Annotated in this window: 7 protein-coding genes; 3 read left to right on the top strand and 4 right to left on the bottom strand. The window is 70.0% G+C overall.

Features of this window, described 5'->3' with window-relative positions:
* Positions 1–43: 43 nt before the first annotated feature.
* Together A3G1_RS0105440 and A3G1_RS0105435 are read right to left on the bottom strand one after the other, a co-directional pair.
* Positions 44–5,629: a carboxypeptidase regulatory-like domain-containing protein gene (locus A3G1_RS0105440; protein ID WP_018348457.1), complete on the bottom strand. Its 5,586-nt coding sequence runs from the start codon at positions 5,627–5,629 to the stop codon at positions 44–46.
* Positions 5,630–5,967: 338 nt separating this feature from the next.
* Complete coding sequence (locus tag A3G1_RS0105435) at positions 5,968–6,156, bottom strand: DUF1737 domain-containing protein (RefSeq protein WP_026211837.1); 189 nt, start codon at positions 6,154–6,156, stop codon at positions 5,968–5,970.
* Between the two features lie 103 nt (positions 6,157–6,259).
* Between A3G1_RS0105435 and A3G1_RS0105430 the strand changes: the two genes are divergently transcribed.
* Complete coding sequence (locus tag A3G1_RS0105430) at positions 6,260–6,655, top strand: VOC family protein (RefSeq protein WP_018348455.1); 396 nt, start codon at positions 6,260–6,262, stop codon at positions 6,653–6,655.
* Positions 6,656–7,050: 395 nt separating this feature from the next.
* The gene (locus tag A3G1_RS0105425) at positions 7,051–8,847 is read left to right on the top strand and encodes an AAA family ATPase (RefSeq protein WP_051110433.1); all 1,797 of its coding nucleotides are present in this window, start codon (positions 7,051–7,053) and stop codon (positions 8,845–8,847) included.
* 51 nt (positions 8,848–8,898) lie between these two features.
* Here the strand turns inward: A3G1_RS0105425 and A3G1_RS33290 are convergent, their stop codons facing one another.
* On the bottom strand, positions 8,899–10,284 hold the full coding sequence (locus A3G1_RS33290; protein WP_018348453.1) for an FAD-dependent monooxygenase: 1,386 nt from the start codon (positions 10,282–10,284) through the stop codon (positions 8,899–8,901).
* An 88-nt stretch (positions 10,285–10,372) separates the two neighbouring features.
* On the opposite strand from A3G1_RS33290, the gene A3G1_RS0105415 reads away from it, so the two are divergent.
* On the top strand, positions 10,373–10,981 hold the full coding sequence (locus A3G1_RS0105415; protein WP_040477663.1) for a TetR/AcrR family transcriptional regulator C-terminal domain-containing protein: 609 nt from the start codon (positions 10,373–10,375) through the stop codon (positions 10,979–10,981).
* Here the strand turns inward: A3G1_RS0105415 and A3G1_RS0105410 are convergent.
* Entirely contained in the window at positions 10,978–12,135 is a 1,158-nt protein-coding gene (locus tag A3G1_RS0105410) for a hypothetical protein (RefSeq protein WP_018348451.1), read from the bottom strand. The genes A3G1_RS0105415 and A3G1_RS0105410 overlap by 4 nt on opposite strands.
* Between the last annotated feature and the right edge of the window lie 63 nt (positions 12,136–12,198).

Genomic DNA, 12,198 nt, shown 5'->3' with positions numbered 1-12,198 from the left:
ATGCGGGCTGTTTTTCGCTGTCTCATGGTGTGTCTGGCTCCCGTCATGCCTGCGGCGTGAGCACGATGGCCCGGCCGCTGGTGAGGATGGGCTGCTTGTGGCTGAACGTGAATCCGGCGGTGCCGGTGGAGTTCTCCAGGCCCACGGTGGCGTTGGCGCCGCGTTCCCGGGTGGAGGCCTGACCCTCGTAGTGGAAGGTGATCTGGCCGTTCTCGGAGAAGACCACGGAGAAACTGATCCGGTCCTCAATGCCGAAGAACTCGGCGTCGCGCCACTCGACGACGAACTGCCGGTTGGGCCCGCTGCCGGTCGTCTTCGTCAGGACCTGGGACTGCTCGTCGATGACCAGGTCCTCCCAGAACGGCGCGATGAGGCCGTTCGGCGCGACGTCGCCGGGCAGCTGATGGGTCTGCTGGATGTTCAGCTGGCTGCCGGCGATCGTGGAGATCACGCCGTTGGTGCTGACGTGGAGGGTGCTGGTCTGCTGCCCGTACAGCGTGATCGGGAACGGCGTCGTGATTTCCTTGATCGCGTCGTCGCCGGTCAGGTCGAGCACGGTGTCACCGGTGACGAACGACTGCACCGACTCTGAGCAGCCGTAGGCACCGGACACCGCCGGCACGCTGATCGCCGGAGCGATCGTGCCCGCCGCAGCCGTGACGTTCGCCGTGCCGGCCTGGCCGCAGTAGTGCGCTGTGACTGTGTAGCCGCCCGGGTAGAGGCCGGTGAAGGAGTAGTTGCCCTGCGCGTCAGTGAGGGCGAACCGCACCTCCGGGCCGAGCTTGACCAGGATTCCCGGTGCCGGCACCGAGCCGCCGACGGTGGCCGTGCCGCTGATCGAGGCGTTGGCCTGCGCGACGGTGCTGGGGTAGCTGAACTTCACCGACTCGCCGGTCACCAGTACCGGTTCGCCGAAGGAGACCACCCGGCCGGAGTTGCCGGCGAAGTTCTCCAGGCCCACGGTCGCCGAGGCGCCGCGTTCCTTGTCCGGGCCAGCCGGGTCGATGCCGTCGTAGCTGAACATGATGGAGCCGTTCTCGCCGAGCACCACCTCGAAGGACAGCCGGACGGTGTTGTCGTTGAAGTGCGTGACGTTGCGCCACTCGATCACGAACTGCCGGTCCGGTGCCGTGCCGGTCACCGTGGTCCGGACACTGGCCTGCGCGTCGACCACCAGGTCGTCCCAGAACGGCGCGATCAGCGCCTCCGGGCCCTCCGTTGACGGGATCGGCCCGGACTCGTTGTTGCCGTAGTCGGTGTCCCAGGGCAGGAGGGTCAGGTACCCGTTGGTGGCGACCGACGCCGAGGTGACGTTCTGCCCGTAGAACGGGAACGGGAACGGCAGCTGCACCTGGGTGCTGACGTCGTCACCACTCAGGCCGAGCACGGTCTGGTCGGCGGGCACGAACGCCGCCTGCTCGATCGTGCACGTGTAGCCGAACGAGTCGGCCGCCTGGGTGAGGGCGAAGTTCTGCACGGTGTCGGCTGCCAGGGTGATGTCGGCGGCCTGCGAGGACCGGCAGAGCTGGCCGATCACGTGGTAGTCCCCGGCGGGCAGCCCGTCGAACCGGTACTTGCCCTGCGCGTCGGTCACGGCGGACAGGCCCAGCGGGTCGAGCGTGACGGTTGCCCCCACGGCGGTGATACCCGCGGCGGTGACGGTACCCGAGATGCTGTACGTGGCCGGCTGGTCCGGTACCTCCGGGTACGTGAACGTGACGGCGGTCGCCGGGTTGATCACCGGGGTGAAGGCCGAGTAACCGATGCCGGTCGAGCCGTACCGGTTCTCGATGCCCACCACAGCGGACCCGCCGGTCTCGGCTTCGGTGTCGACGTCGTTGTACCGGAAGGTGATGTCGCCGTTCTCGCCGACGATCGCCTCGAAGCCGAACCAGTTCTCCGGCGAGCTGGCCAGCGCGGCGTACCGCCACTCGACCACGAACTGCCGGTTCGGAGCCGAGCCGACGGTCTTGGTGAACACCCCGGCGTATTCGGGGTTGAGGACCAGGTCGGCCCAGTACGGCGCGATCAGCCCGTTCGGGGCGCTCCGGCCAGGGATCGCCACCGGCTGCGCGGAGGACGTACCCGGGTCACGGGTGTAGGCCACGCCGTTGGTGTCTGCCCACAGCGCGCTGACCGCCTCGCCGTAGTACTGGACGGTGAAGGGCAGGTCGATCCGGGCGACGGCGTTGTCGCCGCTGAGGGTGATCTGGTTGTCGGCGGTGACGTACGTGGAGCCGGCGACCGCCGAGCAGGCGTAACCGAAGGAGTCCGTGACCGTCGGCTGTAGTTCGAGGTTGTGGACGAGGTCGCGGGTGATCTGGAGTTCGGTCGAGCCGCTCAGCCCGCACACGCTCCCTGCGGTCGCCGACAGCACGTAGCCGCCGGTCGACAGGCCGGTGAAGCTGAAGAAGCCGCTGGCGTCGGAGGTGGCCTGGTGACCGCCCGGTTCGAGGGAGACGGTGGCCTGGCCGATACCGGTACCGGATGTTCCGATCACGCGGCCCTGCAGCGAGGGCTTGGAGCCCACTGTGATCGTGGTGCTCGCCACCTCACTGTCCACAGTGCCCGTCTTGCTGATGCCGAAGATGTTCAGCAGGCCAGGGGCTTGCGGCGTGATGGTCACCGTTGCCGTGGCGTTCACCGGGCTGGCGGCCTTGTCCAGGATCGCCGACCCGGCGCTGTAGGCGAACGCCGTCACGTTCGGGTCGCCGTTCGCGTCGAGCTTCACCTGCACGGCCTGACCCGGCGTGTACGGCGCGGCGGTGAGCACCGTGACCGTCGGGGCAACCGGCCGGGCGAGCAGCTGGATCTTCGCCGCGTCGAGCCGCGTGTTGTAGACCTGGACGCCGTCGACCGCGCCGGTCAGGTGCCTGCGGTAGGTCGCGCCGTCCCAGAGCTGCGCGCCGGCCGAGACCTTCCCCGTGGCGTTGAAGCCGGTGGTGAGCACGGAGGTGGTGGCCTGGGCGATGCCGTTGACATACAGCGTCAGGCGTTTGGTCACGGGGTCGTAGGTGCCCGCGAGGTGCGTCCAGCGGCCTGCGACGGCCACGGCGTCCGAGGTCGCGGCGTGCAGCGCGCTCGCCGCAGGTGCCGCGGTGTCGGTGTCTGCCATCTGGAAGACCCACTTCTGGCCGGTACCCGCGTAGCCGAGCATCACGCCGGCCGTGTTGGTGCCGTTGAGCGCGAGGGCGGCCTGTGGCGTGCTGCCGGCCGAGCTGAGCTTGACCCACGCGGCGACCGTGAAGCTGTTCGCTGTGGAGATCGAGGTCTGGACGCCACCGGACTTGACCTTGAGCGGGCCGGTGGCCTCGGCGGCGTACGAGCCGCTGAGCGGCAGCGCCTTGTTCGGCGCGGCCGTGGTGTGCGAACGGCCGTCGGTCATGGTCACGCCGCTGACCTGGATCGGGTTCAGGTTCAGCGGGTTACCGCTCGCCGGGTCCTTGGCCGCGGTGTCCGTGCCGGGCGCGGTGCCCTCGAAGGCCCAGCTGGCCGCGAGGCCACCGGGGGAGACGAGGAAGGTGAACGTCGCCGGCGCCGCCGAGGTCCGGCCGGCCCGGTCCTTCGCCCAGACCCGCAGGGTCTGCGAGCCGTGGTCCGGCGGGGCGATGATGAGGACAGCCCGGTACTGGGCGTCGACCGTGTTCACCTGGATCGCCGACGCCGCCGTGGCACCCGGGTCGAAGGAGTAGGCGTAGCCGACCACCTCTGCGGGCTTGGCCGCCGGCGGGAGCAGCGTGAACGTGTCGGGGATGCCCGGCCCGCCGGTCGGCGTGCTGCCGTTGTACTTCGCAGCCTGCGGCGTGGCCGGGGTGTCCGGCTTCGTCAGGTCGACGCTGAACTCGCATACGGCGGAGAACTGCCCGTAGTCGATGCCGTCGTAGGTCCGAGCCTGCCAGAAGTACGTCTTGCCGTCGGCGAGGCGGCCTGCGGGAATCGCCTGGGACTCTGAGGTGCCCCTGGCCCAGGTCTTGGAGACCTTGTTCGTCTCGCTCCGGCTGCCCGTGCTCTCCCACCAGTAGAAGTCGGTGGTGAGAGTGGCCTGCGCGGAGTTCGGGTCGGAGTGCGAGACCGCCAGAGCCGGGTTGTCCACGGTCACCCAGGGCCGGGCGTCGCCCGTCACGCACGGCTTGCCGTCCGTGGCGCTCGCGGCAGGAGGTACCGGGGCGTTCGGGGCGTTGTTGTACTGGATCTGGATCACCGCGTCGGGGCGGTATCGCCGCCAGTACCGGGTGTCGGACTCGCTCGCCGACTTCAGGCCCAGCCACAGGTTCGCGTCACCGGCGGCGGCGCGCTCGGCCGTCTTCGCGGTGACGTTGAACTCCACTGTGCCGTATCCGCAGGTGTCGCCGTAGCGGCGTACCGCGTCGCTCTGGGCCAGGATCGCGCCCCAGCCGGTGCCGCCCTTGTTCCATGCGGTGTTCCAGGACGTGTTGGCGTCGAAGGGCTGGACGGAGTGGAGGTTCGTCCACAGCTTCTGCCCGTTGCTGCCACAGCCGGCGCCCGACCACGAATGGGTCAGCCGGAACTTCGCGCTGTTGATGCGCGCGTACTTCACCGCGCCGATGTTCATCTGGAACAGCGAGCGGTCGGTGTAGGTGCCGCTGGAGTCGAAGTTGTACCCGGCGCGCAGCACACCCTTCGTGTCGTCGTTGCTGCCCAGCCCCGAGGTTTTGTCGTAGTTCTTCTGGTCGGGGAAGCTCTTGCGCAGCACCGTGTGGTGGCTGCGGGTACCCGTGGCCTCCTGCCAGACGGGGTCGATGTGCAGCGGGAAGACCGCGTTGGGATCCCGCAGCATCGCCGCGTCAGGTACCAGCGTCAGCGCGTCGGCGGCCACCTGCACGCCGACTTTCGCCTGCCGGGGCTCGACACGCCCGTCGCCCGGCTTGCCACTGGAGTCCCACATCACGGCGGAGGCGCCACGGAAGACGGGCTCACCGCCGCTGTCCACGGCCTCCAGCCGGTCACCGTCGCCGTGCCGGATGCTCACGCCCTCCAGGCCGGTACGCAACCGCAGGCTGGCCAGCGCCGGGTTCGCGGCGGCGGCAGAGTTCTTCACCACGATCACGTGCACGAACGAGTCGGCGTTCGCGGTGATCTGGAGGTCCACCCCGGCGAGTACCTCGGGGTAGGTGGCGACGTTGTCCTTGAGGACCGGAGCCGGGAGGCTGCCTGGCCACCACAGCTTCATCGCCTTACCGTTGCGGTTCATCGTGGCCATGGGCGTCTTGTCGCCGCCGCCGGAGAACGCGACGTCCATGGTGGTCGCACCCGGCGAGACCGTCCCGTTGGGGTTCCTGCGGAGCTTGGTGTCGATGTCTGCCCAGGTACCGTTCGCGCGGCGGGCGCGCTGGGGGACCATGTGCTCGGTGTAGGTGAAACTTCCGTCCGGCGCGGCGAAGACCTGCGCGGTCTCCGTCCTGGCCTCCAGTACCTCGACCGGCTTGCGGCCCTGCCGGGCGGCGGCACTGGCCTGGGCGAAGGTCGCCGCCTCTGCCGGCCGGCCGTCAGCCGCCAGGCTCACCGCCGGGCACGACACGACTGTCGCTGCCGTGGCTACGGCGAGGAAGCCGGTCAGAGCCAGCTTCCCCGGCCCGCGCCGTATGATCTTGCTGTCCGATCTGGACATGCACGCTCCCGTTTGCGTTCGTTCTGGCAGCGTGCGTCCATTGAGGTCACACGCCGACAGAACCATCGGCCAAACGGGGCGCCGAGTCGACCACATTCGGGCTCGGCCGAAACTGCCTGGGAGCGGGCGGCCACGGAGACCTGGCCCCGCGCCGGTGAACCGGTCAGCGTCAGCCGGGCCCGGCCGCCTCGCGCGGGCCTCCGGTCAGCCCGCCGGGCTGATCCGGGCCGGCGCTGACGAGGCCTGCCAGGTACGCGGGTCGAGGAAATCTCCGGCCGCCGCCAGAAGGCCGGATAGCTGCCGTAGGTGAAGCTGGCCGGCAGGATCACCGGGCGCTGTCAGGCCCGCTTCGCCGTATCCGGCGGCAGCACGATCGCCTGGGCGACGATCACCCGTGAGCCGTCGAAGGTGAGCGCTGGCGAACCGTGCAGCTCGTACCCGTCAGCCAGCGCCGCGGAGACCCGCTCGCAGAAGGCCGCGTCGTCGGGCCCTGTCAGCACCCTGTACCGGAGTCGATCTTCACTCATGCTGGTCAGCATAGGAGATGCCGCGGACCGGGCGGGAACTGTCGTACCCGTGTGATGTCATCAGCCCCGGAAGACGTCGTAGCACGTTGTGAGGAGTGTCCACATGAGCCTGTCGCTCGCGTCCGTCGGGGCCATCACCCTGTTCGTCGAGGATCTGGGGCGCGCGAAGGAGTTCTATCGCGTGGTGTTCGGTGCCCCGGTCATCCATGAGGACGGCGAGTCGGCCGCCTTCACGTTCGACAACACGATCGTCAACCTGCTCGTGTCGACGGCGGCCGGCGAGCTGGTCGCCCCGGTGGCGGTGGGCGCGGCCGGTGGCGGGCCGCGTTGTCAGTACACGGTGTGGGTGGATGACGCCGGCGCGGCGTGCGCGCTGCTCGCCGAGCGCGGCGTCACCCTCCTCAACGGCCCCGTCGACCGGCCGTGGGGTGTGCGGACAGCTGCTTTCGCCGACCCTGACGGCAACATCTGGGAGATCGCCCAGAGCCTGCGGTCCTGATCTGTATCGCCGGGCGCTAGTGGTCCTGACATCCATGGCGTCGGCGACGCGGTGGACCGGCACTGGCCCCCGCTGGCCGGGGCGGCCTCTTCCTGATCATTCCGATCAGGGCCCGGATCTCGAAGGACGCGTCTTCGTCACCGTCCGCCAGCACATGCGCGCCGACGTGCACCGGCGGGCTGAGGCCGGTGCGGCGTGGGCAGGTGCCCATGATCATGAAGGGTGCCGGTGGCCGCCACGACGGTTCCCGGTCGGATCCGGGCGGCAACACGCCGGCGCGGAGGGGCGGGGCAGCCGGTTAACTCTCCGCTGGAGTACAAAATAGTGGTTCTGGTTGTAAAAGGGGGAAATCAGTGCTGCTGACCGGTGCCCGTGTGACCAACTATCGCTCCGCTATGGATTCCGCTGAGTTCGCGATCGAGCCCGGGATCACCCGGCTGGTCGGTAAGAACGAGAGCGGCAAGACCGCGATCCTCCAGGCCCTGCACAAGAGCAACCCGGTGCAGGCCGGGCCGGGGCTCGACGAGATCGTGGACTTCCCGACGCCGCTGGCCCGCCAGCGCCGGGCGTATCCGGCCGGGGAGCGGATCCCGGTGACCCGGCTGACGCTGCGCCTCGGCCCGCAGGAGATCCGGGGGATCGAGGACGAGCTCGGGCCGGGGACGCTGGCTGAGGTGGAGTTCCACGTCACGAGCGGTTACCGGACGCCGTCACGGTCCTTCGAGCTGTGGCTGGACGAGGCCGCTGCCGTCAACCACCTCCGCTCCACGCTGGACGAGCCCTGCGGCCCGGAGGTGGCCTCGGCCGTCACGGTCGAGGAGCTGTACTCGGCACTGTCCGCACTCGAGGAGATGCCCGGCTCGGCCATGAAGCTGGCTGCCCTGATCGAGGACTGGCCGGACCGCAGGCTCGACCTGCGGATCATCGAGGAGCACATCCGCCCCCGGCTGCCGAAGTTCGCGTACTTCGCCGAGTGCGACACCATGCCCGGCCAGGTCAGCGTCCACCGCCTGATCGACGGCCGCGACAGCGGGGAGCTGAGCCGTGGCGAGCAGTCGCTGCTGAGCCTGCTCACCCTCGCCGGGGTCCGCCCGGAGGAACTGCTGGAGGTCAACCAGCAGGAGCAGCTGATCCGCGAGCTGGAGGACGCGGCCAACGCGCTCTCCGACGAGGTCCTGTCGTACTGGTCGCAGAACACCCAGCTCGACGTCACGCTCGCGATGCTGGCAGGCGACGACGGCCCGGTCCTCCAGATCCGGCTGCGTGACCGCAGGCACCGCGCGTCCGTGCCCTTCGACGAGCGCTCGCGCGGGTTCGTGTGGTTCTTCTCGTTCCTCGCGCACGTGACCGAGCTGGAGCGGCAGGAACAGGACCTCGTCCTCCTGCTCGACGAGCCGGGCCTGTACCTGCACGGCCGCGCCCAGCAGGACCTGCTCCGCCTGATCACCGAGCGGCTCGCGCCCCGCCACCAGGTCATCTTCACGACGCACTCGCCGTTCATGATCTCCCCGGGCAGCCTGTCGGAGATCCGTACCGTCACCGACCACGACAAGAACGGCACGACCGTCGGCGCGGACTTCACGACCGCCGACGCCGACACGACCGCCCCGCTGGTCACCGCGCTGGCCGCCGAGCTGAGCAAGTCCCTGCTGGTGGGGGAGCGGACGCTGCTCGTCAACCGGCCCAGCGACCTCATACACCTCGACGTGCTGTCCGGGCTGCTGGAGGCGCGCGGCCGGTCCGGCCTGGACTCCCGCTGGTCGCCCGCCCCGGTCGGCGGTGCGGTGAACCTCGCTGTCATCACCGCCCTCAACGGGCCGTCGTCGGCCGTGATGCTGACCGACGGCGCCGCCCACCCGGGTACGCGGGGGCTGGTGGAGATCGGGGAGTTCACCGGGGGCACGGCTGCCGACCTTGAGGACCTGTACGAGACGGAGTTCTACCTCGCGCTGGTCAACCACGCGTACTCGGAGCAGCTCGCGGCGCCCATCCGCGCTGACGAGCTGACGAGTACCGACCCGCGGATCGTCGAGCGGCTGCGGGTCCACTTCCGTGAGCTGGGGCTGGAGTTCAACCCGTACCCGTGCGCGGCGCTGTTGCTCCGTGACGCCGCAGCCATGCCGAACGCGGTGGACGGTGTCACGCTCACCCGCGCCGAGCGGCTCTTCGCCCGGGTGAACGAGCTGCTCTAACACCTGGAGAAGTGGGCGGGGCCGGGCTGGTGAGCCGGGCCCCGCAGCCGTTCACAGGGACAGGCCCGCGAGGTACTTCTCTGCCGGGTCGATGTCCGCAGTGATCAGTCCGACGTGGCCGTCCGGCCTGACCAGCACCAGGCAGCTGCCCGTCAGGCCGTAGGCCTCGCGGGCGTGCCCGTCCACGTCGTCCACGGCGAACGTCCGCACGGCGGGCCCGAGGTCGGCGAGCGGCGCGTCGCCGAAGGCCAGCAGTGTCCAGCGCGGCCCCCGGAACAGCTCGAACAGCCGCCCGCCGCCGACCGGAGCGTCCGGAGCCCGGTCGCCGGGCTGGAGCGGCCCGGTGCCCGGCGGGGCCAGCGGGCCGCCACGGTAGCCGAGGTGCAGCTGGTGCGTCTCGGAGTCACGCCTGGCTTCCGCGTCGCCGCGCAGCCGCTCCGACAGGCCGAGGACGCCTTCGGCGATCGGCCGGCGTTCCGCCTCGTAGGTCTCCAGCAGCGCCGGGTCCGCGCCGCCGAGCACGGCCGCGAGCTTCCAGCCCAGGTTGTAGGCGTCCTGCACGCCAGTGTTCAGACCCTGCCCTCCGGCCGGCGGGTGCACATGCGCGGCGTCGCCTGCCAGGAGAACCCTTCCTTCCTGGTACCTGGCCGCCAGCCGCACATTCGTCCGGTGCACCGACTCCCACGTGACATTCCCGGCGGTCAGCCCGAGCCGGCTGGTCAGTACACCTGCGACGGTCGCGCCCGGCTCCGGGTTCATCGCGATGAACTGGAACGATTCCGTCCCCGGCATCGGGCACAACAGCACCGTCCCGCCCTCGGCCTGCGGCCACACGTGCCAGAACTCGTGGTCGATCCCCGGCACGGTCACGTCGCCGGCCAGCATCAGCTCGTCGTCCTTGGTGTACCCGTCGAAGGCGATCCCGAGCGTCTTGCGGACGAAGGACCTGCCGCCGTCGGCGCCCACCAGGTACGCGGCCCGGGTCTCCTCCACTCCGGACGGCGTGGTCAGCGTGACCGTGACCCCGGCCGCGTCCTGGCTGAATCCGGTCAGCTCGGTGCCCAGTTCGACGCGGACCCCGTAGCTGGCCAGCCGGTCGCGGAGGATGCTCTCGGTCCGGGCCTGCGGGATCATGCGGATGTTCGCGTAGGGCACGGCCGGCGTCGTCTCGTACCGCTCGAACTGGTCCCACTCGCGCAGCAGCGTGGCCCCGGAGTAGGCCCGCATCCTCGGGTACGGCCCGCTGGCCGCCAGGATGGCGTCGACGACTCCCAGGTCCTCGAAGACCTCCAGGGTCCGGGGCTGGATGCCCTTGCCCCGCGAGCCGGGAAAGTACGAACTCTGCTTCTCGACCACGCGGACGGGCACGTCCCGGCGGGCGAGGTCGATGGCGAGAGTGAGGCCGGTCGGCCCGGCACCAGCGATCACAACGGACACGGGGCAGCTCCTTAACGCCATTAGAATCTAACGCTGTTAAGGATGAACTGAACGCCGTTAAGCTGTCAACTAAGCTGTCACCGTGGTTATGGATCGCCCCACCGTGGTACGCACGGCACTCAAGCTGCTCGACGAGACCGGCCTCGACGGCCTCACCCTGCGCCGGATCGCCACCGAGCTCGACGTCAAGGCCCCGGCCCTGTACTGGCACTTCGCCAGCAAGCAGGCACTGCTCGACGAGATGGCCACCACTGTGCTGGCCGACGCCGTCGCCGAGCTCGCGCCCACCGGCCCGGTGACCTGGCCCGGCTGGCTCGCGACGTACGGCAGGGGACTGCGGCGCATGCTGCTGCGGTACCGCGACGGCGCGCGCATGTTCAGCGGCACGCACCTCAACGACGACACGCTCTACGCCTCGATGGAAGGCGTGCTGCGAGCCCTGACCGAGGCTGGGGCCCCGCTGCGCGACGCGGTCTGGGGGCCGATGGCCGTGTACAGCTACGTCATCGGCTTCGTCATCGAGGAGCAGGCGACGGCGGGCGACGAGCGCTACGACCCGCAGGTCCGCAACCAGCGGCTCGACGAGGACGCGCTGCCGCTGGCCCGGGCGGCTGGGGGGCTGCTCTTCACCGGGTACGAGGAAAGGTTCGAATACGGGCTGGCCGCGATCGTGCGCGGCCTCAAGACGGCTCCTTAGCTGGCGGCGAGCAGGTCACGCACCCGGATCTGCTCGGTCAGCAGCCGCCGGAACCCGCCGGGGACGCTCCTGACGTACGCGCGGCAGAGCCGCTTGCCCATCGGATAGTTGAAGCCGTAGGTCCGGGATTCCGGATCGGTCATGAAGCGGATCGCCCGCGCGGCGGACTCGGGGGTCGCCATCCCCCAGCGCTGGAGGTAGGCGGCGACCTCGGCCTCGCTGGCGTCCCGCTCGTGCAGCATCAGGGCGGCGTTGACGCTCACCCAGCCGAGCGCGTCGGAGGCGTCGGTCCCCGCGAGCGACCAGCCGAGATCGAACGGGACACCCGCGCTGGTGACGATGCCGGCCAGCGCCGCACCGGCCTCGCCGTGGAGCAGCATCTCGGGAGCGATCTCCCCGATGCCCTCCGACACCAGCGACCGGGGGGCCTGCGCCAGCGCGATCGTCTCCTCCAGCAGGCCCCGGCCGCGCACCAGGGCGACCTCCTTGCAGGCGAACTCGGCCTGGTGACCGGGGTACGTCTCGTGCAGCACCAGGTGCAGCAGGTGATACGCCGTCATCGGCACCCCGGTATTGATCTCGACCTTCCCGCGCAGGCCACCGAGATAGGTGTTGTACCCGTTCCACGGCTCGTCGCGCACGAACTCCAGGTCGACGCCCTCGTCCTCCGGCAGCTCGATCAGTTCCCCTGCCCACCGGCGAGCCTCGGTGATCACGGCGGCCACGATGCCCTCGACCTTGTCCTGCGGTACGAGCTGCGACTCGCGGGCCCGTGCCTGACGCTCCGGGAGCGTGCCGGTCCCCGGCAGCAGGGAGTCCAGGAGTTCGTGTGCCTCCGCGAAGACCGACTCGTCTGTCCAGGCAGGACGGACCTCGTAGTACCCCTCGACCTCCTCGGCGTAGGAGAGGGACTCGCCCGCCGCCACACCCGCGCTGGTACGCAGGCCAGCCACCTGGTCGCGCAGCCACCCGTCCGGCAGCTCGGCGAGCAGCGCGTCCGCCTCGTCGGCGAGTTCCCGGGCGGATGGCAGCTCCGTGGCTTCGACTTCCGCCGCGAACTCCTGCGGCCCGGTGTAGGAGTCGATGGTCCCCGGCACGTACCTGTCGAGCCGGAGCCCAAGCCGGATGTAGCGCTCCGCGACGGAATCGGTCATCGGGTGAGCCTAGGAGCAGCCACCCGGTCCTGTCCGCCCCGGCAAAACACCGGATCATCGGAC

Source organism: Longispora albida DSM 44784 (assembly GCF_000379825.1).
In the GTDB taxonomy this organism is placed as follows: Bacteria; Actinomycetota; Actinomycetes; order Mycobacteriales; family Micromonosporaceae; genus Longispora; species Longispora albida.
This window is presented reverse-complemented; position numbering and strand designations above follow the sequence as displayed.